A 26,898-nucleotide genomic window follows, 5' to 3' on the forward strand; every position below is an offset into this window, starting at 1 on the left:
CGCGCGACCGCGACCGCGCGAGAGCGACCGCGACCGCGCGACCGCGACCGCGCCGCGCGCGTCAGTTCAGACGCAGGGCGGCGACGACCTCGGCGTCCGACAGGCGGCCGTCGGCGACGAGCAGGCGGTAGGAGCGTGACACGGGGATGCCGGGGCTGAGGGTGACCGCGCGGTCCCAGGCGAGGGCGGCCCCGATCCCGGGGTACCCCGCGACGCGCACGAACCACGGATCAGCGGCTGAGGCCTCGTCGAGCGGAGCCATCGCGACCGTCGCGGCGCCCTCGGCGAACGCGGCCGACCAGGCGAGCCAGGGTGCGACGGTGCCGTGCACCGCGTCCTCTCCGCGCGCCGACGCGGTGCGCACGTCGACGTCCGTCGCGGCCGGCAGGCGCCACGAGAGTCCGCCGTAGCCACCGCCGACCCGGCCGTTGCTGCCCGGGCCGCCGAGGTGGAGCGTGCCCGCCCGCGTGGTGAGCTCGAACGTCAGGTCGACGGTGGTCGCGCCGGAGCCGGCCTCGGCGACGGTCATCCGCCGGCATTCGGTCAGCATGTGCGCGCCGTCGCGACCGATCCAGGCGAACTCGGCTTCGAGAGCGGATGCCGACCCCTCCACGCGCGTCGCGACGATCCGCCCGTGGTCGTCCCGCCAGACGTAGTCGCGGCCGGGCGTGTAGGTGCGTCCGCCCCAGAAGTTCACGCCCGAGACGTCCTGCAGCGTGACGCTGATGCCCAGGTGCCAGTCGTGATCGGCGGGATGCGAGTCCGAGACGACGACACCGCCGGGCGTCCTGACGGGGTGCAGGTAGGGCCGCGGGCTCGACGAGCGGGTCACGTCGGCTCCGTCGACGAGGACGGCGACCGGATGCGGTGCGTCGTCCGACGCGGAGAGGTCGGCCAGCACGGCGGGCTCGGTCTTCGCCGCCCAGGGCAGATGCAGCTCGGCGAACGTGGCCTCCGCGTCGACCGCTCGTTCGACCGCGTCGCGGACGCCGGCCAGCACGATCCGCGGGGAGGGGCCGCTCTCGTTCCAGCTGACGTGCGCCGCATCGATCGCGACGGGGTCGGTGTCGGCGACGGCATCCATCACCCGGACGAAGGCCCCCGTCTCGTGCAGGGGAGCGAGCAGAGGCGTGCCGTGGTCGCGGTGGTCGAGCAGGTTCTCGACGAGATCGATGCGGCCGAACTCGACGCGGCGGTCGGCCGTCTCGACGACATCCTCGGTGTAGAAGAACTTCGCCGACCCGCGGGTGCCGCGGATGAGGACGTAAGGGTCCTCGTCCTGCTCGGCGCACAGCGTGAGCGCGGAGGTGACACGGATGCCGCGGCCGGTCGACAGGCGGACGACGCTGGTGTCGTCGCCTTCGATGGCGTTGGCGCGGTAGAGGTCTGCGGTGACCTGGTTCACGTCGAACGCGGACGTCGACTGCGCGACGGCGAGGGCGGTGGCCGTCGCGTGGGCGAGCGGGTTCGCGACGACGCCGTCGAGGACGGGGAACCCGTCGAGGACGCGGTGGCCCGCCCAGCGGCTGCGCGACCAGTACGCCTGGTCGCGGCACCAGAGGCCGACGGCGCCGATCGCCTGAATCGGTCCGAGATCGAACCCGTCGGCGATGAGGGCGGGGATCGCGAGGGATCCGAGGCTCTGGAATCCGACCTGGATGCGCGAGCCGGATGCCGCGGCGGCATCGGCGAGGACGGCGAAGTCGGCGGTCGACAGGACCGGCGGCTTCTCGAGGTACAGATCGATACCGCGCGCGACGACGAGGCCGGCGAGAGCGGCGTGTGTGTGCAGCGGCGTCGCCACGATGACGACGTCGACGTCGACGACGGCGTCGAGGGCATCCGCCAGCGACGCGAACGCCTGCGTGCCGTGGGGCAGGTTCTCGGGCGGTACGGGGGTCGGGTCGGCGACGGCGACGAGGTCGACGCGCTCGCCGAGGCGGCGCAGGTTCTCGAGGTGGACGGTGCCGAAGCCCTGGGCTCCGGCGAGGACGATGCGGGTTCGTCGGGGGACAGTCACGGGGACTCCTTCGTCGGCTCCTTCGAGTATGCCAGCAAGCGCTTTCCCTGAGTCGTTCCGCGGCGAAATCCGCGGTCTTCAGCCGATGAGGAGTCGGCCGAGCGCGATGCCGAGCAGCCCCGCTGCGACGGCGGCCACCAGCATCCCGATCGCGTTCGCTGCGCCGAGCGCGTACCGGCGCTCCTGCACGAGGCGGACCGTCTCGAAGCTCGCGGTGCTGAAGGTGGTGAATCCGCCGCACAGGCCGGTGCCGATGACGAGTCGCCACGCGTCGTCGACGACCCCGGCCAGCGCGAGCTCGGTCACGAAGCCGAGCACGAGCGAGCCCGCAACGTTGATGAGGAGCGTGCCGACCGGCAGCGCCGTGCGCACACGCGCCTTCACGGCGCCGTCGACCACGAGACGCAGGGCCGCGCCGACGCCCCCCGCGAGCGACAGGACGAGGAACAGCCCCGGTGTCACCGGGTCACCGCCCTGCGGTGCCGGGCCGCGGCGAGCGCGATGCCTGCCACGGTCGCGAGCGCGCCGACGATGACGGTGCCGACCGCGTACAGGATGCCGGCCGCCGGATCGCCGCCCGTCAGCAGCATCCCGCTGTCGACGGCGAGCGCGCTGTACGTCGTGAACCCGCCCGCGAATCCCGTGCCGAGCAGCAGGCGCAGCGCACGGCGGCGACCGAGGTCGGGCCCGCGTCGGGCGAGGGTCTCGAGGAGTGCGCCGAGGAAGAGCGCGCCGACGATGTTGATCGCGAAGATGGCGACGGGGATGCCGCCGACCGAGGGGATCGCGAGCGACAGCCCCTCGCGCGCCGCCGTGCCGACCGTGCCGCCGATGAGCACGAGGAGGATCGACGACCACGACAGGTGCACCGGCCGCGCGTCCTCGGCGATGTCGCCGTCGATCGGGAGTTCGCCGTGCGGGTCGTGCGCGGGGGCGGGCGTGGTCATCGCGTCCACGATAGACCCGAGGAGTCGAATCGGAGCCCAGGGGGTTCCGGCCCCGAAGCGCCGCCCGTACGATGGATCCCATGACGCGGAAAACGCTTTCCGATCTGGCCGACCTCATCGACGGAGCCCGGCCGGCACGGTCGGTGATGCGCCTGCTCGCCCGCCGGCCGGGGCGCATGATCGTGGCCGTCCTGGCCTTCGCGGCAAAGGAGATTCCGCTGTGGTTCCTCCCGGTGATCACGGCCGCCGTCATCGACATCGTCGCGGGGCGCGGCCAGGTCTCCGACGTCATCTGGTGGTTCGTCGTGGCCGCCGTCCTGCTCCTGCAGAACTATCCGAACCACATCCTCTACACGCGCAGCTTCATGACCGTCGTCCGCGACACCGGCGCCGATCTCCGCAACGCGCTCGCCGAACGGCTGCAGACCCTGTCGATCGGCTACCACACGCGCATCAGCTCCTCGATCGTGCAGACCAAGGTGGTCCGCGACGTCGAGAACGTCGAGCTCATGCTGCAGCAGGTGACGCATCCGCTCCTCTCCGCGACCATGGTCATGATCGGTGCCGTCACGATGACCGCGATCGCCGTCCCGCAGTTCCTGCCGGTCTACGCCCTCGCCGTGCCGATCGCCATCGGCATCCGCTATGCCATGCGCCAGCGCTCCCACGCCCGCAACGCGGTGTTCCGGCGCGAGGTCGAGACGTTGTCGGCGCGCGTGGGCGAGATGGCGTCGCTCATCCCCGTCACGCGTGCGCACGGGCTCGAGCAGACCGCCGTCACGCGAGTCGCGACGGGCGCGGACGGCGTGCGTCGAGCCGGCCTGCACCTCGACATGCTCAACGGCCACGTCGCGTCCGTGTCGTGGGTCGCGATGCAGCTGCTCGGGGTGGGGTGCCTCGTGCTCGCCGCGATCTTCTCGCTCACCGGCCTCCTGCCGATCACCCCGGGTGAGGTCGTCCTCCTGTCGACGTATTTCACGCTGCTGACGCAGGGCCTCACGCAGCTCCTCATGCTGATCCCGGTCGGCGCCCGCGGTCTCGAGTCGGTGCGTTCGATCGCAGAGGTCCTGCAGGAGCCCGACCTGGAGCAGAACGCCGGCAAGCGCCGGGTCGACGCGGTCGTCGGTGAGCTCACCCTCGCGCACGTGTCGCATCGCTATCCCGGCGCGCACGAGGACGCGGTGCACGCCGTCGACCTCCGCATCCCCGCCGGGGCGACCGTCGCCTTCGTGGGATCATCCGGTTCGGGCAAGTCGACGATGCTGAACCTCATCCTCGGCTTCCTCCGGCCGACGGCGGGCGGCATCCTCGTCGACGGGCAGGACATGCAGGAGCTCGACCTGCGCACCGTCCGCCGGTTCGTCTCGGTCGTCCCGCAGGAGTCCGTCCTGTTCGAGGGGACGATCCGCGAGAACGTCGCCTACGGGCTCGGCGACGTCGACGACCAGCGCATCGAGCGCGCGCTCCGCGACGCGAACGCGTGGAGCTTCGTCCAGGATCAACCGCAGGGCTGGGACACCGTCGTCGGCGAGCGCGGCGCCCGGCTGTCGGGTGGTCAGCGACAGCGGCTCGCGATCGCTCGCGCGCTCATCCGCGATCCGCGCATCCTGCTGCTCGATGAGGCCACCAGCGCACTCGACCCCGAGTCGGAAGAGCTCGTGAAGGATGCCCTCAGTCGCCTCATGACGGGACGCACCACCCTGGTCGTCGCCCACCGCCTGTCGACCGTGCGGCAGGCCGACGTCATCGTCGTGCTGGAACGGGGCGAGATCGTCGAGCGCGGCTCGCACGACGAGCTCCTCGAACGCGGCGGTCGCTACGCGCAGCTGCACCTGACCCAGGCGGGGCTCGCGTGAGGGAGGTCTACCGGGATCCGGTCTACGACGGGGCGACCGATCCGCTCGTCGTGATCGACGACGCCGGTCGTTGGTGGATGTTCTACACTCAGCGCCGCGCGACGCACCCCGACCCCGGCGCCGGTGTCGCCTGGGTGCACGGCAGCCGCATCGGCGTCGCACGTTCGACCGACGGCATCCGCTGGTCGTACGCCGGAACCCTCGAGCCGACCACCGACGGGCTGGGCATGGATGCCGAGGGCCCGCCCCCGAGCACGGATCGCACCCATTGGGCGCCCGAGGTCGCGCACGACGGCATCGGCTGGCGGATGTACCTCACCGAGATCGACGGGGTCCCCGACCAGTGGCCGGGGTACGCCCGTCACATCGTCGAGTACCGATCCGCCGACCTCGCCCGCTGGCACCGGATAGGCCCGATCACCCTCGACAGCGACCGCGTCATCGATGCAGCGGTCGCGCGGACTCCCGACGGCCGGTGGCGGCTCTGGTACAAGGACGAGGCCGCCGATTCGGTGACGAAGGTCGCGGTCTCCGCCGACCTCGCGACGTGGCGGTCGGAGGGCACCGCGATCGGCGGTCGGCCCCACGAGGGGCCGACGGTGTTCGAGCTCGACGGCTCCTGGTGGATGATCGTCGACGAGTGGCGCGGCATGGGGGTGTACCGCTCGACCGATGCCGTCGCGTGGCAGCGGCAGGGTGGGGCGGATGCCGTCATTCTCGGCGCGGGGGCCGTGCCGAGCTCGGGCTTCGGCCACCACGGGGCACCGGTGCGCGAGAACGGCAGGATGTGGTTCTACTTCTTCACGCACCCGGGGGTCCCCGACGAGCGGCGCAGCGTCGTCTTCCGGGCGGAGCTCGTGGTGCGCGACGGGGAATTGTTCGTCATCTAGTCCGGCAGGCGGTCCCCGATCCGTACGCCGGACCGCTGACGGGTAGCCTGGGACCGGTCACAGCTTTGCTCTTGAAAAACGTTTCAACCCCGACTACAGTGCAAGGCAAGCGCTTTCCCGCGGACTCCGGTCCGCCGCACCAGGAATGCCAGATCACGGACCATGACGTCCACCAGCACTCGCAACACGGACGTTCGAGAGAGGACAAAGATGTTCATCAGCAAACGCGCGCTCGCCGCCGTCGCCCTCGCGACCGGCTCGGCCATCGCCCTCGCAGGCTGCGCCGGTTCGCCGGAGCCCGCAGGCACCTACGACCCCGACGAGAAGGTCTCGATCGATCTCGCGTTCTGGGGCAACGACGTCCGCGCCGATCTGTACAACAAGGCGATCGAGGCGTTCAACGAGAAGTACCCCAACATCACGGTCAACACGAGCTTCCTCGCCTTCCCCGAGTTCTGGGAGAAGCGGCAGACCGAAGCGGCGGGTAAGAACCTCCCCGACGTCATGCAGTTCGACTACTCCTACCTGCGTCAGTACTCCGAGAACGGTCTCCTTCTCGACCTCGACCCGTACCTGGGCGGCATCATCGAGACAGATCCACTGCCGCAGAACATCCTCGACATCGGCGTCGTGAACGACACGACGTACGGCATCGCGACATCCACGAACGCGTGGGGCCTGTTCACCAACCCCGTCCTGCTCGAGCAGGCGGGCGTCGACGAGTTCGCCGGTGGTTCCTGGGACGACTACACCGCCTGGATGAGCGAGATCACCGACGCCAGCGGTGGCGAGTTCTGGGGCGGCAGCGACTACACCGGCCGCATCCAGAACTTCGAACTGCAGCTGCGCTCGGAAGGAGGCGAGCTCTTCACCGAGGAGGGCGAGCCCGGCTTCGACGAGGCACGGCTGAAGGCGTTCTGGGAAGAGGGTCAGTCGATCCGCGACGGCATCGGCGTCCCGCAGCAGACCGTCGAGGAGGCCCTCCCGCTGGGCGGGTTCGACACGGCGCTGACCGCGAGCGAGCTCACCTGGGACAACTTCGGCGCCGGCTACCTCGGCAACCTCGGCGCGGACTACACCGAGCTCGGTCTCGTCGCTCCGCCGGTCACGGAGGAGGGCGCGAAGGACCTGTACCTCAAGCCTTCGATGCTGCACTCGATCGCCGCGAACACCGATGAGCCCGAGGCGGCTGCGACGCTCGTGAACTTCCTCGTCAACTCGCCCGAGTCGGGCGAGATCTTCGGAACCAACCGAGGCCTCCCCGCCTCCGAGACCGCCCTCGCCGCCGCGGAGCTCGACCCGCTCAGCCAGCAGGTCAAGGACTACGAGGCGTCCATCGCCGACCGTCTCGGCGACGCTCCTCCCGTTCCGATCGTGGGGTATGGCACCCTCGAGGAGAAGTTCCGTCAGCTCGGAGTGGAGCTGAACTTCGGCACCACGACCGTCGATGACGCCGTCTCGCAGTTCTTCACCGAGATGGACGTCGTCCTCAACCAGTGACCGACCGGGGTCCGGATGCCGCGGCATCCGGACCCCGCATCGTCCGACCGTCCCGATACCTGGAGCAGCCCGTGAGCACCACCGCGACGAGGGTCATCGTCACCGGCGAGAAGCGACGTCGCACCCTCGCGAACAGCCGCCGACCCGAGGACCTCGACCGTCCCACCCAGCGTTCGCGCGCCCGACGCGAAACTCTCGCCGGCTACGGCTTCTTGATCCCGTGGCTCGTCGGATTCTTCGGACTGACGATCCTGCCGATGGCGTACTCGCTCTACCTGTCGTTCACGCGATACAACATCTTCCAGCCGCCGCGCTGGATCGGATTCGACAACTACGTCCGGCTGTTCACGAATGACCCGCAGTTCATCCAGTCCGCGCAGATCACGCTGGTCTACGTCCTGGTCGGCACGCCGATCACCCTGCTCGCTGCCCTGCTCGTGGCGATGCTGCTGAACTTCCGCGACAAGGGTGCCGGATTCTTCCGTTCCGCTTTCTACGCTCCCTCGCTCATCGGCGGATCGGTCTCGGTCGCGATCGTCTGGCGGGCGATGTTCGGCTCCGACGGCCCCGTCGACTCATCGCTGTCGTTCCTCGGTATCGACCTCGGCGGCTGGATCGGCAACCCGAGCCTCGTCCTCCCCGCGATGATCATCCTGTCGATCTGGCAGTTCGGCGCGACGATGGTCATCTTCCTGGCCGGACTGAAGCAGATCCCCAAGGAGCTGTACGAGGCCGCGGAGATGGACGGCGCCGGTGCCTGGCACCGGTTCCGCGCCGTGACGCTGCCGATGCTGTCGCCGGTCATCTTCTTCAACCTGCTGCTCGGTCTGATCGGGGCGTTCCAGGTGTTCGCGTCGGCATACATCATCTCCAACGGCTCGGGCGGCCCCGCGGGCATGACGAACTTCGTCACGCTCTATCTCTACAAGCGCGGCTTCGCAGACGGTCAGATGGGCTACGCGGCCGCCATCGCGTGGGTCCTGCTCGTCGTCGTCGCGATCATCGCCTTCATCCTCTTCCGCACCCAGCGTTCCTGGGTGCACTACGCCGGAGACAACCGATGAGCACCTCCAACGTCACCACGACCTCCGGCGCGGCATCGACGCCCGTCTTCGCCGCGCAGCAGGTCATCGCGAACCCGCCGCGTCGCCGCGTGAAGCGCAAGACGTGGCAGACGGTCATCTGGCTCGTCGTGCTCGTCGCGCTGACGGCTCTCGTCCTCTACCCGCTCGTCTGGCTGGCGGTCTCGACGCTCAAGCCGAACTCGGAGTTCGGGCAGAATTCGGGACTCATCCCGAACTCACCGTCGTTCGACAACTACACGAAGGTCTTCGAGGGCATTGCGGGTGTGCCGCTGCTCCAGTTCTTCTGGAACTCGCTCATCCTTGCCGTCGCGGCGGTCGTCGGCACGGTTCTCTCCAGCGCCCTGGCCGCCTACGCGTTCGCCCGCATCCAGTTCAAGGGTCTCGGCATCCTGTTCGCGGCGATGATCGGCACGCTGCTGCTGCCGTTCCACGTCGTGATCATCCCCCAGTACATCCTGTTCAACAACCTGGGGCTCGTCGACACGTTCTGGCCGCTGATCCTGCCGAAGTTCCTCGCCACCGAGGCGTTCTTCGTCTTCCTCCTCGTCCAATTCATGCGGCAGATGCCGAGGGACATGGATGAGGCGGCGCGCATCGACGGCGCCGGCCACGTCCGCATCTTCTGGGCGATCATCCTGCCGCTGGTCAAGCCCGCGCTGATCACGTGCGCGATCTTCGCGTTCATCTGGTCGTGGAACGACTTCCTCGGGCCGCTGCTGTACCTCACGAGCCCCGAGAACTACCCGCTGCCGATCGCGCTGCGCCTCTACAACGACCAGTCCTCGACGAGCGACTTCGGTGCGACCGTGACGGCCTCGTTCCTCGCACTGGTCCCAGTGCTGCTGTTCTTCCTCGTGTTCCAGCGCTTCCTCGTCGACGGCGTCGCGACCCAGGGTCTCAAGGGCTGATCACCGTGGCGGGGATCCGTGCACAGCGGCGCGCCGAGCGCGCGGCGGTGCGCGCCGACCGCTCGGGGAGCGGCCCCGTCCTCGAGGAGCGTCCTCCGGCGAGGTTCCCCGGTGCCGCGGCGAAGTTCGCGCTGTTCGGCGAGGTGCTCCTGGTCGGACTGCTCGTCCTGCTCGTGGGCGCGCTCGTCGTGACCCTTCCGGTGGCCTTGGCCGCAGGCATCCGTCACCTCGGTCGGTTCGTCGCGGCGGAGGACTCCCGACTCGGCCTGTTCTGGCGCGACGTGCGCGCCGGGATCACGGGCGGGAGCCTCGTCGGGCTGGTCTCCGTCGTGATCGCCGCCGTTCTGGCTGTCGACATCCTGCTCGCCCGCACCGGCATGCTCCCGGGCGGGGTCGTGGTCGAGGCCGTCGGATGGGCGGGACTCGCCGGCCTGTCCGTCGCCCTGCTCGTCGCCGCGGGCGCCTGGGCCCCCGCGTCCGGCTGGCGAGAAGCGGTCCGGAGCGTCCCGGTGATCGTCCGGGATGACGTGCGGGGGCTCGCCTTCTACGTCGCGGCCGTCGCGTTGGCCGTCATCCTGACGTGGATGCTGCCGCCGCTGCTGCCCGCTGCCTTGGGGTGCGCGGTGCTCGCCGTCGTAGCGGTGCCGCACCGCCGCCGCTGACTCAGCGCAGGCGGCGGACCGTGACGGTCGCTCGGCCGGGTGTCGTGCCGGTCAGATAGAGACGGGGTCCGCCGAGTGCATCGGTGCCGCCCAGGTAGTCGTAATCCTCGCCGGGAAGGTATCCCGCGGCCGCGGACGCTCCCGTACCCGGCCCGACCTCGATCGCGTCCGCCCCGACGCGGTACCGCGCGGATCCCGAGGCGAGGACGACGGTGTCGCCGGCGGTAGGGGTGACCCCCTCGAAGGCGCCGCCCGCGCGGAACGCGAACTCGAGGTTCCACGCGCAGATCGGACCGTCCGTCTCGATCGTCAGCCGGGCGCCGTCCTCGGTCGGGGCGATCTCGATCCGGGTGTCGAGCGGCACCTCGTGCCGCGGGCGCTCGTCGAACGACATCGCGGCGGAGAAGCGCCCCTCGTCGACGACGCGGTAGTCCCCGTCCGGGCGGCGGCGCGCGGCATCCAGCGGCCCAAAGTACGCGGGCGACAGGTGCTCCTCGAGCACGATCCGGTCGTCGGCGATCGTCATCCGGTCGGCGCGGAACGGTCCCAACCCGAAGAAGTGACGTGACAGGCGCACGGACTCGAGCACGGCGTCGCCGGCGAACATGCGGAGGAACGTGGGGTTGCTCGCCAGCCCCGACCGGATGCGCCGGGCGACGGCGTAGTCGGACCCGCCGAAGACGGTCAGCGTGCGGTCGGGTGTGCGGTCGACGACGAGCCCGGACACCGGCCATGCGTGTCGCGCCCGCCTGGCGGGCGCGACCGAGGAGGGCAGCGGCTCGCGCAGCGCCGGGTGCAGCAGCATGTCGGCGAGCGCGGTCTGCGGATCGATGACCGGAGCGGATGCCGCGACCCGTGCCGCCCACGCGAAGTCTTCGCGCCCCGTCTCGAGGGCGAGCCGGCGGTAGTGCAGCGCGTAGGGCGCGAGCGGGAAGGCCGGCTCGCGCTGATCCTGCCGCCGGGAATGCACGGTCTCGACCGACCCGTCGGGGTGGATCAGTCCGAGCGTCGCCTCGAGATTCCGCGCGACGACCTCGCGGAGCTCGGGGAGGTCGAGGACGTCGGCGATGACGAGCAGCGAGGGGTTCGAGACGTACACGGCGTAGTTGGCGCTGCGCTCGGAGTACAGGCCGTCGGCGTCGATGTCGACGCCCTCGGCCAGCCACTCCCGGGCACGCGCTTCGAGCCGTTCGTCCGGACGGTGCCGATGCAGTCGGACGAGGGCGGCGCTGAGCTCCCACCGGTGGTTCGGGGTGTGGACGCCGCCCGCGAGCATCGCGGGAGCCGCTCGATCGGCGATGCCGCCGAGGATCTCGGCGACCCGGTCGAGTCGGGTATCGCCCGAGCGGCGCGCGAGCTCGAGGATGTCGCCGAGGTCGTTGATCGTGAAGCCCGTGTCGGGCGGCGATTCGACGTTGTCGCCGCCGAGGAACAGGCCCGTCGGCGACTGCAGGTCGTGCAGAACCCGCGCGTACGTCTCGGCGAGCCCAACCACGGCGGGGGAGCCGGCGAACGCCGATGCCGGCTCGAGGAAGACCGCCACGAGCAGTTTCGCGCGGCGCATCGATTCGCGGTGCGGGCCGAGCCCGGCACCGGACACGTCCGTCGACGCCTGCAGGAGCGACGCCGTCTCGGCATCCGCCGCGGCGATCACATCGGCGACGAACGTGTCGGTCTGGTCGAGGGTCATGACATCTCCGGTCGGTGCAGGCGGGCGCGCAGGGTGACGACCTCGAAGGCGCGCAGATCGAGATTCACGATGGTCTCGTCCTCGAGTCGCGCCGCCTCCGCACGGCCGCGCCCAGGGGTCTCGACGAGGTCGCACACCTCGAGCGACGCGACGGGCAGATCGAACCGGAGGATGCCGCCGGTGCGGGCTCCCCGCTGCTCGAACACCCGCACGATGAGGTCGCTGCTGCCGTCGGCGGCGAGCTTGACGGCCGAGACGACCAGACCCGCCACCGTGCTCGTGACGAGCGGGGGGACGGCCTCGGCGCCGGTGACCGCGCGCAGGGGGGAGCCGACGAGCGAGCCCCAGCGGGCGGCATCCGTCGTCGTCTCGGCGGGCGCGAAGACCGAGGTGAACTCGTGCACGCCCTGATCGGCGTCGGGGTCGGGGAACATCGGGGCGCGCAGCAGCGACTGGCGCACCGTCGTGACGGTGCCGTGCTCGTCGGTCGTCCGCGTCGCGTCGTGGCCGTACACCCCGTCGTTGACGATCGCGGCGCCGGTTCCCGGCTCGCCGACGTGGACCCAGCGATGGGCGCAGACCTCGTAACGCGCCTCGTCCCACGAGGTGTTGGTGTGCAGCGGACGCCGGACGTGACCGAACTGGGTCTCGTAGGCGGCATCCGGCGCATGCACCGCGACGGGAAAGGCGATCTTGAGCAGCCGGTGCCGCTCGTGCCACTCGACACGGGTGCGGATCCGGACGGCGCCGCCCTCGGGGTGGATGTCGATCCACTGCTCGGCGGTGCCGTTGGGCAGGGGGTGCGCGACATGCACGACACCCTCGTCCGTCAGGGTCGCCGTGCCGCCGTCGACGTCGGTGGTCGACAGCCGGTAGGCGGCGTCGAGCTCCCACGCATCCCACTTCGACGGGGCGTCCACGTGCAGCTGCAGCAGACCGCCGCGCCGACCGGCGGGGATCAGCTCCCGGCCGGTCGCGAGCTCGCGCACGCTGCGCAGCGTTCCGTCGGGTCCGACGAGGACGTCGATCACGTCCGAGCGCAGCCGGAAGCCGCCGTCGACCGCCTCGGCGGAGGCGACTGCGGGCTGCGGTGCCGGTCCCGCAGCGCCTGCCGCGGTCCCGCCCGCCGTGACGGCGGCGGGGTTGAGCACGAGGCGCGTGGAACCGTCGCCCACGAGGGCGGCGACGGCATCCGCGATGATGCGCTCGAGCCGCTCCGTGGTCTCGGCGTGCGAGCGCTCGGCCTCGCGATGCACCCACGCGATCGCGCTGCCCGGGAGGATGTCGTGGAACTGCAGCAGCAGCACCTCGCGCCAGAGCTCGTCGAGCTCGGCGGAGGGGTACGGGAGGCCGCGGCGCAGGGTGGCCGCCGCACTCCAGTGCTCCGCCTCGACGAGGAGCGCCTCATTGCGACGGTTGCCCCGCTTCGTGCGCATCTGGGAGGTGTAGATGCCGCGGTGGAACTGCAGGTACATCTCGCCCGACCAGACCGGCGGGTCGACGGGCTCGGCGGCCGCCTCGAGGAAGAAATCGCGCGGCGTCCCGAATGAGACGGTGGGCGAGCCCTCCAGGTCCGCCTGGAGGCGCGCGTCGGTCATCATCTCCCGCGTCGGCCCGCCGCCGCCGTCGCCGAAGCCGAAGGGCATCAGCGACCGGGTGCTGCCCGCGTGGTCGGCGAAGTTGCGGACGCTGCGGGCCAGCTCGGTCGGACGCATGTCGCCGCTGTAGGTGTTGTTCGGCGGGAAGTGCGTGAAGATCCGGGAGCCGTCGAGACCCTCCCACACGAAGGAGTGATGCGGCATCGTGTCGACGTCGTTCCAGCACATCTTCTGCGTGAAGAACCACTCCAGCCCGGCGCCGCGCAGCAGCTGCGGGAGCCCGGCGGGGAAGCCGAAGGAGTCCGGCAGCCAGCCGACGTCGCTGCGGGCGCCGAAGTGCTCCTCGAAGAAACGGGTGCCGGCGAGCAGCTGACGAGCGAGCGACTCGCCCGACGGCATGTTGACGTCGGACTCGACCCACATGTTGCCGACCGGGATGAACCGTCCCTCGGCGACGCGGGCTTTCACGCGCTCGAACAGCTCGGGGTCGCTGCGCCGCACCCACTCGAAGTGCTGCGCCGACGAGCTGACGAAGACGGCGTCGGGGTCGGCGTCCATGAGCTCGAGCACGTTGGCGAACGTGCGGGTGACCTTGCGCACCGTCTCGCGGCTCGGCCAGAGCCACGCCGAGTCGATGTGCGCGTGCCCCGTGGCCGTGATGCGATGAGCGGATGCCGCAGCCGGCGCCGCGAGCAGGGGAGCGAGGATGCCGCGGGCGGCGGCCGCGCCCGCCGTCGGGGCGTCGGGGTCGACCGCGTAGAGCGCGCGCTCGAGACCGTCGAGGATGCGCGCCCGGCGCGGGTCGGAGTCTGTGAGCTCCCGGGCGAGACCGGCGAGGACGATGACTTCGCGGCGGAGGCGCTCGACGGTCTCGTCGACGAGGCGCACCTCCATGCGACCGAGGCGGTACAGCGGCTCGGCCCCGGCGGTCGCGGGGTCGCCGAGGGGCGTCGGGGCGAAGGCGAGAGGGCTCTTGAAGTCGTCGCCACCGGAGAGATCGGGGTTGGCGGCGGCCTCGACCGTGAATGCGAGGCGCTCGCCGGGAGCGCTCGTGACGGGCACGTGGTGGTTGCGGGGCTCCAGACCCTTCACGACGACGCCGCCGTGGGTGCGGACGAGGCCTTCGCACTGGAAGCCCGGCTTGGCCTGCGAGAAGCCGAGGTCGAGTGACAGCTCGATGCGTCCGTCCCGAGCGGCCCACTCCGCAGGGACCTCGCCCTCGACCCTGAACCACGTCGTGCCCCAGGCGCGGCCCCAGCGGTGTGCGGTCTCGACGGGGGTGAAGATGGCGTCCCGCTGCATCCGTTCGACGGACACGGGCTCGCCTGGCAGGTCCCCGCGGTCGGGGACCTGCCAGGCCGACACCGCGAGGGGACGGCGGTCAGCGACGACCGCCTCATCGAGGTATTCCCCGATGAAGCGGTCGACGCGTTCCAGGACGAGGTGATCCCGCGAGGGCATCAGTCCTTCAGTCCCGCGTTGATGTTCGACGAGGTCACGTACTTCTGGAACACCAGGTAGAGAGCGACCAGCGGGAGCATCGACAGGACGGATGCCGACAGGAGGATCGTCCACTCGATGTTCTCGGCTCCCACCAGCGCACGCAGGGCGATCTGCAGCGTGAACTGGTCGGGGTCGCCGAGGATGATGAGCGGGAAGATGTAGTCGTTCCAGCGCCACTGGAAGGACATGATGCCGAGCGTCAGAGCGATCGGACGCGCGAGCGGCAGCATGATGCGGAAGAAGATGCCGTACTCGCTGGCGCCGTCGATGCGCGCTGCCTGCATGAGCTCGTCCGGGACGGTGAGGAAGAACTGCCGGAACATGAACACACCGGTCGGGGTGACGATCGAGGGGATGATCACACCGGCGAGCTGGTTGTAGAGCCCGAGGTCGCGGACGACGGTGAACATCGGGTTCAGGATGACCTCGCCCGGGAGCATCGTCATCGAGAGGATGAACAGCCCCAGCACGCTCAGCCAGGGGTTCTTGTACTTCGCGAGCGCGTAGCCGGTCGTGGCGCAGAGGAACACGGTGAGCACCGTCGACACCGTGGCGACGATCGCGGTGTTGACGAAGTACCGCGCGAAGTCGATGCGGTCGAGCGCGGCGGAGTACCCGTCGAGCGTCCACTCCTTCGGGAAGAAGGAGAGCGGGTAGCTGAATAGCTCGCTTCCGGGCTTGAACGAGGACAGCAGGAACCACGCCAGCGGGAACAGCATGAGCAGCGCCAGCACCCACAGGAGGGTGGTGGGCACCACCGCGCGACGGCGCAGGTTCTTGGCTCGCCGGCGTCGCTCGTAGCGCTGGGTCTGCTTCTCGTCGGGGACCGTGACGGCGTAGGTGGTCACCATGTGTTGCTCCTCCGGCTGATGCGCAGCTGGATGAGCGCGATGATCATGAGGATCACCAGCAGGATCATCGACGCCGCACTGGCGTAGCCGATCTCGGATCGGGCGAAGCCGGTCTCGTAGATGTATTGGACGATCAGTCGGTTCTGTGTGCCGGGGCCGCCGCCGTTGAGCGACTGGATGAGCGCGAACTCCTTCATGTGCCCGAGCGTGGACAGCAGGACCACGAGCACGGAGGTCGGCGCGATGGACGGCAGGGTGATGTGCACGAAGCGCTGCCAGCCGTTCGCCCCGTCGAGCTCCGCGGCCTCGTAGTAGGACTGCGGCACGTTGTTGAGCGCGGCGACGAACAGGAGCATGTTGAAGGCGGCGCCTCCCCAGGACGAGGCGACGATCACGACCAGGAGCGACAGGTCGGCGCTGGACGACCAGGGCAGGCGCTCGCCGCCGAGCGTGCTGATGATGAAGTTGACGAACCCGAAGTTCTCGCCGAACATCCACCGCCAGATCACACCGGTGACGATGGGCGAGACGAGCCAGGGCAGGAAGAAGATGATGCGCGCGGCGGTCTTGCCGCGGGCGTGGGTCGCGTTGATCGCGACGGCCATCGCGAGCGAGAGCGCGTAGCTCAGCGGGACCGAGAAGAGCGCGAAGACGAAGGTGCGCCCGAGAGCCCCGTAGAAGTCCGGGTCGCCGAGGAGCTCGCTGTAGTTGTCGAGGCCGACGAAGGTGAAGTCGCCCCAGCCTCGGTAGTCCGTGAGCGAGTACGACAGCCCGAGGACGCCGGGCCAGAGGAAGAACAGGGCGAACAGCGCGGCCGTGACGATGGTGAACAGGAACGGCGCCATCCGGTACCGGCCGAAGACACGCTTGCGGCGGGGGCGGAGGGGCGCGCCGGGCGCCCCCGCCGTGGGGGCGGAGGCGTCCGGCGTGATGGTTGCAGTCATGCTGTTTTCCCTTGGGGGGATCAGTTCATCTGATCGGTGGAGATCGTGTTGATGTTCTCGACGGTCTGCTCGAGCGTCTGCTCGCCGTTGAGGTACTTCACCGTCTCATCCTTCAGCGGCTCGCTGTCGATGGCGATGCCCGTGTAGCTGTTCTTCAGGGCGTCGACGGTCTGGCGCGCCGCGATCTCGGGCGACTCGGCGATCTCACCGTTGTACATGTCGAAGGCGTACGCGTCGTCCTTGTACTCGATGTCGAGGCCCTCGAGGGCGGGCAGGCAGCCCGAGATCTCGCAGTACTCGGTGTAGTTCTCCGGCTGGTACATCCACTTCACGAAGTCGAGCGTCTCCTGCTCGACGCCCGTGCCGTCGTAGGCGACGATCCAGCTGGCGGCACCGTAGTTCGTCGACCGGACGGGCTGCTGCGGAAGCGGCACGGAGACCCACTCGAAGTCCTTGATGTTGGCCTGGAAGTCGGCGATCTGCCAGACGCCCGACATGTAGCCGGCCACGCGGCCGCTCTTGAAGGTGGCGCTGGGGTCGTCGCCGGCGGCCCAGACGGCCTTCGGCAGGAAGCCGTCGTCGTTCAGCTTCTTGAAGTACTCGAGCGCCTCCGCACCCTCGTCGTCCAGCGCCCAGGTGCCGTCGGACTGCTCGGTGACGCCCTGGCTGCCGAACTCGAAGAGGAATGCGCGGAGGCGGTGCGCGGAGCCGTCGATGACGCCGCCGAACTCGGCATCCGTCTTGTCGACGACCTCGGAGGCCTTCTCGACGTACTCGTCCCACGTCCACTGCTGGTCGAGCGAGGTCGGGTACTCGACGCCTGCCTCGTCCCAGAGGGTCTTGTTGAGGAACATGCCGACTCCGGTGAGGGTGGTCGGAAGCGCCTTGACCTTGCCGTCCGCGGGGTCCTCGACACGCAGGGCGGGGATGACCTGCGCCTCTTCGGCGATGTCGGTGAGGTCGAGCATGCGGGCGGTCCACGCCGGGTCGGCGTCGGGCGCCGCGGCGAGCGCAGGGAGGTCGTTGGCCTGCGACGCGGTGCGGAGGCGGGTGCGGAGGTCGTCGCCGGGAACCTCGACGACCTTGACCTTGACGCCGGTCTCCTCCTCGTACTTCTTCGCGAGCATGGCGTAGCCGCCACCCTGCGCGGCGTCGCCCGACTGGACGAACTCGAGGGTGACGTCTTCGCCGTCACCGCTGCCGCCGCCGTTCGACGACGAGCAGCCGGCGAGCACGAGAGCGCCCACCGCTGCGGCGATGACTGTGGCGGTACGGATGGTGCGGGAACTCTTCACTGCTTCTCCTTCGCATGCGCTCGTCGGTGAGCGCGGGGTGAGTCATGAGCGGGTCAACCGGGCATTTGTCGGCATGTCATGACAAGGGGTGCTCATAAGGTAACCCCGAGAGTGTTTCGCGGCAAGCGCTTACCTGTGTCGGATATGTAACGTCTTAGCGACAACCCCCTCCATCCTCTCCCGAGAGGTGCCGCCGCACCGCATCCGAGCGTCCTTGCGCAAACGACGACCCGATGACACACTGAGGGGAAAGCGCTTACCCGCATTCGGGCGGGCCCACGCCGCGCGGAGAACCAGACGAAGGACCACACCGTGTCAGAGACGACCATCACCGCACCCGCCTCGGCGGCTGCTCCCGCCGCCCCCGCCGTCCGCGAGATCGGCATCATCATGAACGGCGTCTCGGGCCGCATGGGGTACCGCCAGCACCTCGTGCGCTCCATCCTCGCCATCCGCGAGCAGGGCGGCATCGAACTGCCCGACGGGTCGAAGGTCACGGTGAAGCCGCTCCTCGTGGGCCGCAGTGAGGCGAAGCTCACCGAGCTCGCCGCCAAGCACGGCATCGAGGACTACACGACCGACCTCGACGCCGCCCTCGCCGACCCGCGCTGGGAGATCTACGCCGACTTCCTCGTCACGAAGGCGCGCGCCACGGCGCTGCGCAAGGCCATCGCCGCCGGGAAGACGATCTACACCGAGAAGCCGACCGCCGAGTCCCTCGAAGAAGCACTCGAGCTCGCGAAGCTCGCCGCCGAGGCGGGTGTCAAGACGGGCGTCGTGCACGACAAGCTCTACCTGCCCGGCCTGCAGAAGCTGAAGCGCCTCATCGACTCCGGCTTCTTCGGCCGCATCCTCTCCGTCCGCGGCGAGTTCGGCTACTGGGTCTTCGAGGGCGACTGGCAGCCCGCGCAGCGCCCCTCGTGGAACTACCGGGCCGAGGACGGCGGCGGCATCATCGTCGACATGTTCCCGCACTGGAACTACGTCCTCGAGAACCTCTTCGGCAAGGTCGACTCGGTCTACGCCCAGGCTGCGGTGCACATCGCCGACCGCTGGGACGAGAAGGGCGAGCACTACACCGCGACGGCCGAGGACGCCGCCTACGGCGTGTTCGAGCTCGAGGGCGGCGTCGTCGCACAGATCAACTCGTCGTGGACCGTGCGCGTCAACCGCGACGAGCTCGTCGAGTTCCACGTCGACGGCACGCACGGCTCCGCCGTGGTCGGCCTGTTCGGTGCCAAGATCCAGCCGCGCAACGCGACGCCGAAGCCGGTGTGGAACCCCGACCTGGAGGACACGCACGACTACGACGCCGACTGGCAGGCCGTGCCGACCAACGACGTCTTCCTGAACGGCTTCCGTCAGCAGTGGGAGGAGTTCCTCGTCTCGTACGTCGAGGGCACCGACTACGAGTTCGACCTCCTCGCCGGCGCCCGCGGCGTGCAGCTCGCCGAGGCGGGCCTGCGCTCCAGCCGCGAGGGTCGCAAGATCGAGCTCGACGCGCTGTCGCTGGACTGATCGATGACCGATCTCACCCTGCTCTCGGGCGACGGCGCCCTCCGCCGCGTCCCGCTCGTCGACACGTCGGGGTACACGCGCCCCGAGGGGCCGCTGCGCAGCCGCGTCGCCTACGCGGCAGCCCACGTCGTTCCGAAGACGCACGCCGACAACACCCCCGGCCAGCCGGCCGACATCGACTGGGACGCGACGCTCGACTTCCGGCGCAACGTGTACTCGTGGGGTCTCGGCGTCGCCGACGCCATGGACACCGCCCAGCGGAACATGGGGCTGGATGCCGCGGCCACCCGCGAGCTGATCTCGCGCTCCGCCGAGGTCGCACGGGAGGAAGGCGGATCCGTCGCCGTCGGCGTGAACACCGATCACATCGACGAGGAGCAGATCACGCTCGACGAGGTCATCTCGGCGTACCTCGAGCAGCTCCACTTCACCGAGGAGCAGGGGGCGGGCCCGGTGCTCATGGCCTCGCGTCACCTCGCCCGCGTCGCGGAGAGCGCCGACGACTACCGCCGCGTCTACGACGCCGTGCTCTCGCGCGCGGCCGGCCCCGTCGTGCTGCACTGGCTGGGCACCGCGTTCGATCCGCAGTTGGCCGGCTACTTCGGCGCGGCCGACTGGCAGACCGCATCCGCCGTCCTGCTCGAGGTCATCGAGGCGAACGTCGACAAGGTCGCCGGGGTGAAGATGAGCCTGCTCGACGCGGCCTCCGAAGTCTCGGTGCGCGAGCGCCTGCCCGAGTCCGTCCGCATGTTCACGGGCGACGACTTCAACTACGTCGGCCTCATCGGCGGCGCCGACGTGCCGGACGCCCCGCAGCCGCCCCGGGATCCGGCATCCGCTCGGCAGCACTCGGACGCCCTGCTCGGTGCGTTCGCCGCGCTGACGCCGGTCGCCTCGGCCGCGATCCAGGCTCTCGATGCGAACGACCCAGCGCGCTATCTCGAGGTGCTCGCGCCCACGGAGGCGCTCTCGCGACAGATCTTCGCCGCGCCGACCTTCTATTACAAGACGGGCGTCGCCTTCCTCGCCTGGCTGAACGGTCACCAGCCCGCGTTCCAGATGGTCGGTGGTCTGCACTCCGCGCGCAGCCTGCCGCACCTGTCTCGGATCGTCGAGCTCGCGAACGAGGCGAAGGCGTTCGAACGTCCCGAGCTGGCCGCCCAGCGGTGGAACGGGATGCTGCGACTGAACGGTCTCGACGCGTGAGCGCCGTCGACCCGCGCCTGTCGATCAACCAGGGCACGATCAAGCACGCCGACCTCGCGACCGCGCTGCGTGTGACGGTCGAGGCGGGTGTGCAGTCCATCGGGCTCTGGCGCGAGCCGGTGCAGGAGGTCGGACTCGCGACGGCCGCGTCGATGCTGACCGATTCGGGCCTGCGGTTCTCGACGCACTGCCGATCGGGTTTTTTCACGATGCCCGAGGGGCCCGCGCGACGCGCGTCGATCGACGACAACCTCCTCGCCATCGACGAGGCCGCGACGCTCGCCGCCGCCGGCGCACCCGGCTCGGAGGCCGTGCTCGTGCTCGTGGCCGGCGGGCTTCCGGAAGGGTCCCGCGACCTCGTCGGCGCCCGCGAGCGGGTGCGCGACGCGCTCGGCGAGCTGGCGCCGCACGCCGCCGAGGCCGGGGTCACCCTCGCGATCGAGCCGCTGCATCCGATGTACGCGACCGACCGGTGCGTCGTCTCGACGCTCGGACAGGCGCTCGATCTGGCGGCGGACTTCGACCCGTCAGTCGTGGGTGTCGCCGTCGACACGTTCCACATCTTCTGGGACCCGGACGTCCTCGACTCGATCGCGCGCGCCGGCCGCGCGGGACGGATCGCGACGTACCAGGTGTGCGACTGGAAGACCCCGCTCCCGGCGGACGTCCTGCTGGGCCGCCACTACCCCGGCGACGGCGTCATCGATCTGGCGGGCCTCACCCGTGCGGTCATCGACACCGGATACCGGGGCGACGTCGAGGTCGAGATCTTCAATGCGGACGTATGGGCGACCGAGCCGCTCGAGGCGGTCCGACGGACGGCCGAGGGGTTCGCGGCATCCGTGTCGCCGTACCTCGGCGGTCGATGACGGGTCGCGACGGGCACGCCGACGGCCGCCCGTAGACTTCGCACCATGACGGACCGAACCTTGCGTCGACCGGGCCCTTCGAGCGCGGTGACCCTCGACGACGTCGCGCGCGAGGCGGGCGTCTCGCTCGCGACCGCATCACGCGCTCTCAACGGCTCGACGCGCAAGGTCGCGGACTCGTACCGCGTACGCGTCGAGGCAGCTGCGGCACGTCTCGGCTACACCGCCAACCTCTCGGCGCAGGCCACCGCGCGCGGGACCTCGGCGATCATCGCGCTGCTCGTGGCCGACATCGCCGACCCCTATTTCGGGCTCATCGCCTCGGGTGTCGCCCGGGGAGCGGATGAGGCGGGCCTCGTCGTCACGGTCGCGATCACCGAACGCGACCCGGAACGCGAGGTGCGCCTCGTCCGCGCGCTGCGCGGCCAGCGACCGCGCGGGCTCATCCTCGCCGCGTCGCGCACGTCGGCCGGCCCGACCCCCGAGCTGACCCGGGAACTGGACCTGCTCGGCGCGATGGGCGGTCAGGTCGTCGCCCTCGGGCCCGGCGCGGGAGGCGTCCGCTCGCTCGTGCTCGACAACCGCGCGGGAGCCGAGGCGCTCGGACGGGCGCTCGTCGACCGCGGCTACCGACGGGCGGTCGTCCTCGCCGCCGAGGAGGGGACCGCGACGAGCGACACCCGACTCGACGGCTTCCGCGACGGATTCACGGGCGGCGGGGGAGAGGAGCCCCGCGTCTATCGCGGCGGTTTCACCCGAGAAGCCGGGTACGAGACAATGACCCGCGCACTCGAGGACGGCGTCGAGGCCGGCACGGTCGTGTTCGGCATCAGCGACGTCGTGGCCATCGGCGCCCTCACGGCGATCCGCGCGGCGGGACGCACCGCGGGTGCCGACATCGCCCTGGCGGGCTTCGACGACATCCCCACGGGTCGCGACGTGACGCCCGCGCTCACCACCGTGCACGTTCCGCTCGAAGAGGTCGGATACCAGGCGTTCCGCGCAGCGACCGACGCCGAGTGGGAGCCGCATCCCGACGACCTCCGGCTCGACGTCCTGCTGCGCGAGAGCACCCCGCCGCGCGCATGAGTGTCGTCGTCGCCCTCGACAGTCTCAAGGGTTCGCTGCCTGCCGCCGCGGCATCCGTCGCGTTCGCGGCGGGATGGCGCGAGATCGACGCGGCGGCCGACATCGTCCTGCGACCGATGGCGGACGGCGGCGAGGGGACGCTCGACGCCTTCGCTGCGGCCGTCCCGGGAGCGGAGCGCCGGCCGGTGCGGGTGCGCGGCCCTCGCGGCTCCCTCGTCGACGCCGCCTGGCTGCTCCTGCCCGACGGGACGGGTGTCGTCGAGCTCGCGTCGACGAGCGGCATCGAGCTCCTCGGGGAGGACCGGCTGCCGTGGGACGCCGACACGACCGGCTTCGGTCAGACCATCGCCGCGGCGCTGGACGCGGGCGTCGATCGCCTCGTCCTCGGCATCGGTTCGTCCGCCTCGACCGACGGCGGGAGCGGGATGCTGCGCGCCCTCGGTGCGCGCTTGGTCGACGCCGATGGGCGCGACGTCCCCGCCGGTGCGCGCGGGCTGGCCGCCGTCTCGGCCATCGACTTCTCGCACCTGCGCACCCCGCCGCCCGGTGGCGTGACGGTACTCAGCGACGTGACGAACCCGCTCACGGGACCCGCAGGTGCGGCCGCCGTGTTCGGTCCGCAGAAGGGCCTGACCGCCGCTGACGTCGACGTGGTCGACGGCGTTCTCGAGCGTTACGCCGCCCGCATCGCCCGACGTGTCCCCGCCGCCGATCCGCTCCTTCCGGGTGCAGGAGCAGCGGGTGGGACCGGCTTCGCGCTCGCCGCCTGGGGCGCTGAGCTGGTGCCGGGCGCGCAGCGGATCGCCGACCTCGTCGATCTGGCGGGGGCGGTGGCCGCGGCCTCCCTCGCCGTCACGGGGGAGGGGTCCTTCGACGGACAGTCCGCCGCAGGCAAGGTCCCCGGCTTCGTGCACGGACTCGCCGCCGCCCACGGTGTGCCCGTCGCCGTCGTCGCGGGTCGCATTGGAGCGGATGCCGACACGTCGGGCTTCGTAGGCGCGATCTCGCTGACCGAGCTCGCGGGCAGCGCGGCCGCGTCGATGGCCGATCCGGCACGCTGGCTGACGGAGGCCGGACGCCTGCTGGCGGCACGGAGCACCTGACCGGAGGTCGTCCATGGCAGCCGACACGCGACCGGAACGACGGGCATGGTCCCGCGAGGACTGGGTCGCGTACGCCGACCGGCTGCTGGATGCCGCGCAGAGACACGCGTCGGCGGGTGGAGGTCGCATCCACTTCCCGGGTGCCGAAGGCGGCTACGGCCACGACATCGACGGCCTCGAGGGGTTCGCCCGCACGCTGCTGCTCGCCGGCTTCCGGATCGCGGGTGCGCGGGGTGAGGGCGTCGACGAGCTGCTCGATTTCGTGAGGAGGGGTGTCGCCGCCGGCGTCGATCCGGAGGCGCCCGACCGCTGGGTGCGCCCCGACGAGCACGGGCAGGCGAAGGTCGAAGCGGCATCCATCGCGCTCGTCCTGGACCTCACCCGGCCCTGGGTGTGGGACACGCTCGGCGCCGTCACGCAGCAGCGGGCGATCGCCTGGTTCGCGTCGGTCGTGGGCGACGACGGCTACCCCCGCAACAACTGGGTGTGGTTCCGGATCGTCGTGCAGACCTTCTTGCGATCGGTGGGTGGACCGTGGTCACCGGACGACATCGCGGCCGATCTCGCTTGCCACGACTCCTTCGTCCGCGAGGACGGCTGGCTCTCCGACGGCGACGACCGCTCGTACGACCACTACGTCGGGTGGGCGCTGCACACCTACCCGATCCTGTGGTCGCGGATGTCGGGGGCCGCGGACCTCGCCGCCGGCAGGACGGCCGGCGACATCGCCCGCCTCGACCGCTTCCTCGACGATGCGCTCGCTCTCGTCGGTGCCGACGGCTCGCCGCTCATCCAGGGGCGCAGCCTCATCTACCGCTTCGCGGCGGCCGCCGTCTTCTGGGTCGGGGTCATCGCGGAGGTGCCTTCCCACACGCCCGGCAGGCTGCGGCACGCCGCTGAGACCGTCGTCCGCCACTTCGCCGACCGAGGCGTCCCTGGTGCAGACGGCGTGCTGACGATGGGCTGGCACGGCCCGTGGCGCACGATGGCGCAGTCCTACTCGGGGCCCGGTTCGCCGTACTGGGCGGTCAAGGGGCTCATGGGTCTGATGCTGCCCGCCGACCATCCGGTGTGGACCGCCGATCCGCGGCCGCTGCCCGTCGCGGCGAGCGACGTCCTCCGTGCGATGGCGTCGCCGGGGTGGGTCGTCTCTGCCACCCGCGATGACGGGATCGTCCGCGTCGTCAACCACGGCACCGACCACGCACAGCCGGGCACCGTGTCGACCGACTCGCCGCTGTACACCCGCATCGGATACTCGACAGCGACCGCCCCGCTGCTCGACGTCCGGGCGTGGGCGGCGCCGCTCGAGCAGTCGGTCGTGCTGCGGGCACCCGACGGGCGGGTCACGCACCGCGCCGGGATGCTCCTGCGGGGCGTCCGGGTCGACGGCGTTCCGGGCGAGGAGGTGGGCGTGGCCTCGGCGGTCTGGGAGGCCCACTGGATCACGGCCGACTTCGCGACCCGCAATCACGGTCCGGGATTCGCGGGCACCGCCCGCCGTGCCGGGCGTCTGCGGGTGGACTCGCTCGTGCGGCGCGGCCTCGAGGTCCGCCTCGTCCGCGTCGAGGAACTCGCCGCGGGCGTCGCCCCGGAGGACGTACGCCTGCGCGTCGGCGGCTGGGCCGTGGCCGGTGACGACCCCGCGGCGCGGATCGGTGCGGCCGAGGCCGTCGCCGTCGCCGGTGCGCTGCGCAGCGGCATCCGCTCGCTCTCAGGAGGCACAGCGGAGGTGGTGACGCGGGCGGATGCCGGGCCGCTCGGCGCGCGCAGCGCGGTGCCCGTCGTCGACCTCGACGTGGCCGTCGGAGAGGTGGCGGCCGTCGTGGTGGACCTCCGGGGCGCGGGCCTGCCCGTCCGAACCGGGGTGTCCCTCCGATGCGTCGACGACGCGGTGGACGTCGTCTGGCCGGACGGCACCCGCACGCGGACGTCGCTCGCGCCCCCCGCAGGGGACTCATAGCATTCGTCCAGCTTCGTCACAACCCCGGGATATCGGGACGCACCCCTCTCTACAGTCGGCGACGACGCTTCGAGCGCAATCCGTTCGGGGCGTCGCACCGAATGTCATGCAGCACCACTTGTCTGCAGGGCCCGCGGCATCCGCCGCATCACACGGAGGGACAATCCCATGACCAGCTCACCCAACCGCCTCGTCGCCGTCATCTTCGGCGCCGTCTACATCCTCGTCGGGCTGCTCGGCTTCGCCGTCACGGGTGGCGTGGACTTCCTCGCCACCGATGGCGAGCTGCTGCTCGGCATCTTCATGGTCAACCCGCTGCACAACGTGGCGCACCTCCTCATCGGTGCAGCGCTGCTCATCGGCGGTCTGTCGAACGTCCGCGCCGCGAAGGGCGTCAACATCGTCGTCGGTGCCGCGTACCTGCTGCTCGGTGTCGTCGGCTTCTTCCTCGTGGGGACCGCCGCGAACATCCTGGCGCTGAACACGGCCGACCACTTCCTGCACCTGGCCAGCGCTCTCGTCCTGCTCGGCGTCGGCATCGCCGCCGACAAGCAGGTCTCGGCTCGCGCGGCCGTCTGATGTCGCCGTCCGTCCTGGTCCGTTCCTGGCCCGCGCTCGCCGCGTGGGGCGCGGGACTGCTTCACCTCGGACTGGGTGCGGGCGCGATCGTGAAGGGCGCCGATGCTGCAGACCGCGGCATCGGCGTCCTTCTCGCCAGCATCGGGGCCGGCACCGTCGCGTGGGGCGTCGTCGCGCTCCTGCGCGGGCGCGTGGTCGCTCCGCGCGCAGGAGTCGGAGTCTCGCTCGCGGGTCTCGTCGCGGTGACCGTGCTGCTGGTGGTCGGTCCGCCGCAGACCAGCATCTATCCCGTCGTCGTCTCCGCGGGGCTGGGCCTCGCGGTCGGCGTCGTGTCAGCGGTCACGCTCCGGCGGGCAGAGCGTTCGCGCTCGTCGCGCGCGGCCGCTCGCACCGCCGCCCGCACGAGCGTCGGCGGCCTGATCGTTGGGGCGTTCCTGCTGGCAGGCCTGGTGACCCCGGCACTCGCCGCGACACCCATCGGCAGCGATGCGCCCGGCGCCGAGGTCAACGAGGTCTTCATGCCCGGACACGGCGGGCACTGACGCCAGCCCTGGCGTCAGCGGATGCAACGGATCCGCCGCGACTCGCCGGTACCCGAGCGGATGCCGCGGCGTGTCATCCGGCATCCATTGCATCGAGTGGCACCCGCCACCCGGGCGGCGGCACGCCGCCCCGCATCCCCCCGCGTCAGCGGCTGCAACGGATCCGCCGCGACACGCCGGTACCCGAGCGGATGCCGCGGCGTGCCGCCCGGCATGTATTGCATCGCGTGACACCCGCCCCGTCCCGAACACGACGACGCCCCGACATCCTCGAGGATGC

General features: G+C 70.7%; 22 protein-coding genes. 14 read left to right on the forward strand and 8 right to left on the reverse strand.

Annotated elements, in window-relative coordinates:
- Positions 1–61: 61 nt before the first annotated feature.
- The 3 genes from M3190_RS11005 to M3190_RS11015 all read right to left on the reverse strand — a co-directional run bounded on the left by M3190_RS11005 (position 62) and on the right by M3190_RS11015 (position 2,889).
- The gene (locus tag M3190_RS11005) at positions 62–2,020 is read right to left on the reverse strand and encodes a DUF6807 family protein (RefSeq protein WP_251581364.1); all 1,959 of its coding nucleotides are present in this window, start codon (positions 2,018–2,020) and stop codon (positions 62–64) included.
- A 78-nt stretch (positions 2,021–2,098) separates the two neighbouring features.
- Positions 2,099–2,482 carry a fluoride efflux transporter CrcB gene (gene crcB, locus M3190_RS11010; RefSeq protein WP_251581373.1) on the reverse strand — a complete coding sequence of 128 codons (384 nt, stop codon included), beginning with the start codon at positions 2,480–2,482 and terminating at the stop codon, positions 2,099–2,101.
- A complete protein-coding gene (locus tag M3190_RS11015) occupies positions 2,479–2,889 on the reverse strand; it encodes a fluoride efflux transporter FluC (protein ID WP_308222254.1) in 411 nt (136 codons plus the stop codon). The genes crcB and M3190_RS11015 overlap by 4 nt, the downstream gene beginning before the upstream one ends.
- Positions 2,890–3,047: 158 nt before the next feature.
- Here M3190_RS11015 and M3190_RS11020 point away from each other — a divergent pair, with 158 nt between their 5' ends.
- The 6 genes from M3190_RS11020 (at position 3,048) to M3190_RS11045 (ending at position 9,868) form a co-directional block, all read left to right on the forward strand.
- A complete protein-coding gene (locus M3190_RS11020) occupies positions 3,048–4,823 on the forward strand; it encodes an ABC transporter ATP-binding protein (protein WP_251581377.1) in 1,776 nt (591 codons plus the stop codon).
- The gene (locus tag M3190_RS11025) at positions 4,820–5,713 is read left to right on the forward strand and encodes a hypothetical protein (RefSeq protein WP_251581379.1); all 894 of its coding nucleotides are present in this window, start codon (positions 4,820–4,822) and stop codon (positions 5,711–5,713) included. Before M3190_RS11020 ends, M3190_RS11025 begins: the two co-directional genes overlap by 4 nt.
- A 210-nt stretch (positions 5,714–5,923) precedes the next feature.
- Complete coding sequence (locus tag M3190_RS11030; protein WP_251581388.1) at positions 5,924–7,213, forward strand: ABC transporter substrate-binding protein; 1,290 nt, start codon at positions 5,924–5,926, stop codon at positions 7,211–7,213.
- Positions 7,214–7,284: 71 nt separating this feature from the next.
- Positions 7,285–8,277 carry a carbohydrate ABC transporter permease gene (locus M3190_RS11035; protein ID WP_251582077.1) on the forward strand — a complete coding sequence of 331 codons (993 nt, stop codon included), beginning with the start codon at positions 7,285–7,287 and terminating at the stop codon, positions 8,275–8,277.
- A complete protein-coding gene (locus tag M3190_RS11040) occupies positions 8,274–9,206 on the forward strand; it encodes a carbohydrate ABC transporter permease (RefSeq protein ID WP_251581390.1) in 933 nt (310 codons plus the stop codon). The genes M3190_RS11035 and M3190_RS11040 overlap by 4 nt, the downstream gene beginning before the upstream one ends.
- 5 nt (positions 9,207–9,211) lie before the next feature.
- Positions 9,212–9,868 carry a hypothetical protein gene (locus M3190_RS11045; RefSeq protein ID WP_251581392.1) on the forward strand — a complete coding sequence of 219 codons (657 nt, stop codon included), beginning with the start codon at positions 9,212–9,214 and terminating at the stop codon, positions 9,866–9,868.
- 1 nt (position 9,869) lies between these two features.
- Here M3190_RS11045 and M3190_RS11050 read toward each other — a convergent pair whose 3' ends face one another.
- Genes M3190_RS11050 through M3190_RS11070 form a run of 5 tightly spaced genes read right to left on the reverse strand, consistent with a single transcriptional unit; the run spans position 9,870 to position 17,749 of the window.
- Complete coding sequence (locus M3190_RS11050) at positions 9,870–11,558, reverse strand: hypothetical protein (protein WP_251581394.1); 1,689 nt, start codon at positions 11,556–11,558, stop codon at positions 9,870–9,872.
- Positions 11,555–14,617 (reverse strand): alpha-mannosidase, encoded by a 3,063-nt coding sequence (locus tag M3190_RS11055; RefSeq protein WP_251581403.1) that lies wholly within the window; start codon positions 14,615–14,617, stop codon positions 11,555–11,557. The genes M3190_RS11050 and M3190_RS11055 overlap by 4 nt, the downstream gene beginning before the upstream one ends.
- Positions 14,617–15,510: a carbohydrate ABC transporter permease gene (locus M3190_RS11060; protein WP_251581405.1), complete on the reverse strand. Its 894-nt coding sequence runs from the start codon at positions 15,508–15,510 to the stop codon at positions 14,617–14,619. The genes M3190_RS11055 and M3190_RS11060 overlap by 1 nt, the downstream gene beginning before the upstream one ends.
- On the reverse strand, positions 15,504–16,454 hold the full coding sequence (locus M3190_RS11065; RefSeq protein ID WP_251581407.1) for a carbohydrate ABC transporter permease: 951 nt from the start codon (positions 16,452–16,454) through the stop codon (positions 15,504–15,506). The genes M3190_RS11060 and M3190_RS11065 overlap by 7 nt, the downstream gene beginning before the upstream one ends.
- 20 nt (positions 16,455–16,474) lie before the next feature.
- Positions 16,475–17,749: an ABC transporter substrate-binding protein gene (locus tag M3190_RS11070; protein WP_251581408.1), complete on the reverse strand. Its 1,275-nt coding sequence runs from the start codon at positions 17,747–17,749 to the stop codon at positions 16,475–16,477.
- 390 nt (positions 17,750–18,139) lie between these two features.
- Between M3190_RS11070 and M3190_RS11075 the strand changes: the two genes are divergently transcribed.
- The 8 genes from M3190_RS11075 to M3190_RS11110 all read left to right on the forward strand — a co-directional run bounded on the left by M3190_RS11075 (position 18,140) and on the right by M3190_RS11110 (position 26,618).
- Entirely contained in the window at positions 18,140–19,267 is a 1,128-nt protein-coding gene (locus tag M3190_RS11075) for a Gfo/Idh/MocA family protein (RefSeq protein ID WP_251582079.1), read from the forward strand.
- A 3-nt stretch (positions 19,268–19,270) separates the two neighbouring features.
- Positions 19,271–20,473, forward strand: a complete 1,203-nt coding sequence (locus M3190_RS11080; protein ID WP_251581410.1) for a dihydrodipicolinate synthase family protein — start codon at positions 19,271–19,273, stop codon at positions 20,471–20,473.
- Entirely contained in the window at positions 20,470–21,342 is an 873-nt protein-coding gene (locus tag M3190_RS11085; protein ID WP_251581412.1) for a sugar phosphate isomerase/epimerase family protein, read from the forward strand. Before M3190_RS11080 ends, M3190_RS11085 begins: the two co-directional genes overlap by 4 nt.
- 45 nt (positions 21,343–21,387) lie before the next feature.
- Complete coding sequence (locus M3190_RS11090) at positions 21,388–22,431, forward strand: LacI family DNA-binding transcriptional regulator (RefSeq protein WP_251581414.1); 1,044 nt, start codon at positions 21,388–21,390, stop codon at positions 22,429–22,431.
- A complete protein-coding gene (locus M3190_RS11095; protein ID WP_251581416.1) occupies positions 22,428–23,534 on the forward strand; it encodes a glycerate kinase in 1,107 nt (368 codons plus the stop codon). The genes M3190_RS11090 and M3190_RS11095 overlap by 4 nt, the downstream gene beginning before the upstream one ends.
- A gap of 13 nt (positions 23,535–23,547) precedes the next feature.
- Positions 23,548–25,497, forward strand: a complete 1,950-nt coding sequence (locus tag M3190_RS11100) for a DUF2264 domain-containing protein (RefSeq protein WP_251581418.1) — start codon at positions 23,548–23,550, stop codon at positions 25,495–25,497.
- Positions 25,498–25,665: 168 nt separating this feature from the next.
- Positions 25,666–26,076, forward strand: a complete 411-nt coding sequence (locus tag M3190_RS11105; RefSeq protein WP_251581420.1) for a DUF4383 domain-containing protein — start codon at positions 25,666–25,668, stop codon at positions 26,074–26,076.
- Positions 26,076–26,618: a hypothetical protein gene (locus M3190_RS11110; protein WP_251581421.1), complete on the forward strand. Its 543-nt coding sequence runs from the start codon at positions 26,076–26,078 to the stop codon at positions 26,616–26,618. Before M3190_RS11105 ends, M3190_RS11110 begins: the two co-directional genes overlap by 1 nt.
- Positions 26,619–26,898 lie beyond the last annotated feature (280 nt).

The sequence above is a fragment of the Microbacterium oleivorans genome (assembly GCF_023715745.1).
Lineage (GTDB): Bacteria > Actinomycetota > Actinomycetes > Actinomycetales > Microbacteriaceae > Microbacterium > Microbacterium oleivorans_D.

Excerpts from the sequence above, each read along its gene's own strand:
- M3190_RS11020 (WP_251581377.1), top strand. The coding sequence starts at position 3,048 with ATGACGCGGAAAACGCTTTCCGATCTGGCCGACCTCATCGACGGAGCC.
- M3190_RS11030 (WP_251581388.1), top strand. The coding sequence starts at position 5,924 with ATGTTCATCAGCAAACGCGCGCTCGCCGCCGTCGCCCTCGCGACCGGC.
- M3190_RS11040 (WP_251581390.1), top strand. The coding sequence starts at position 8,274 with ATGAGCACCTCCAACGTCACCACGACCTCCGGCGCGGCATCGACGCCC.
- M3190_RS11050 (WP_251581394.1), bottom strand. The coding sequence starts at position 11,558 with ATGACCCTCGACCAGACCGACACGTTCGTCGCCGATGTGATCGCCGCG.
- M3190_RS11055 (WP_251581403.1), bottom strand. The coding sequence starts at position 14,617 with ATGCCCTCGCGGGATCACCTCGTCCTGGAACGCGTCGACCGCTTCATC.
- M3190_RS11060 (WP_251581405.1), bottom strand. The coding sequence starts at position 15,510 with ATGGTGACCACCTACGCCGTCACGGTCCCCGACGAGAAGCAGACCCAG.
- M3190_RS11065 (WP_251581407.1), bottom strand. The coding sequence starts at position 16,454 with ATGACTGCAACCATCACGCCGGACGCCTCCGCCCCCACGGCGGGGGCG.
- M3190_RS11075 (WP_251582079.1), top strand. The coding sequence starts at position 18,140 with ATGAACGGCGTCTCGGGCCGCATGGGGTACCGCCAGCACCTCGTGCGC.
- M3190_RS11080 (WP_251581410.1), top strand. The coding sequence starts at position 19,271 with ATGACCGATCTCACCCTGCTCTCGGGCGACGGCGCCCTCCGCCGCGTC.
- M3190_RS11090 (WP_251581414.1), top strand. The coding sequence starts at position 21,388 with ATGACGGACCGAACCTTGCGTCGACCGGGCCCTTCGAGCGCGGTGACC.
- M3190_RS11095 (WP_251581416.1), top strand. The coding sequence starts at position 22,428 with ATGAGTGTCGTCGTCGCCCTCGACAGTCTCAAGGGTTCGCTGCCTGCC.
- M3190_RS11100 (WP_251581418.1), top strand. The coding sequence starts at position 23,548 with ATGGCAGCCGACACGCGACCGGAACGACGGGCATGGTCCCGCGAGGAC.
- M3190_RS11105 (WP_251581420.1), top strand. The coding sequence starts at position 25,666 with ATGACCAGCTCACCCAACCGCCTCGTCGCCGTCATCTTCGGCGCCGTC.
- M3190_RS11110 (WP_251581421.1), top strand. The coding sequence starts at position 26,076 with ATGTCGCCGTCCGTCCTGGTCCGTTCCTGGCCCGCGCTCGCCGCGTGG.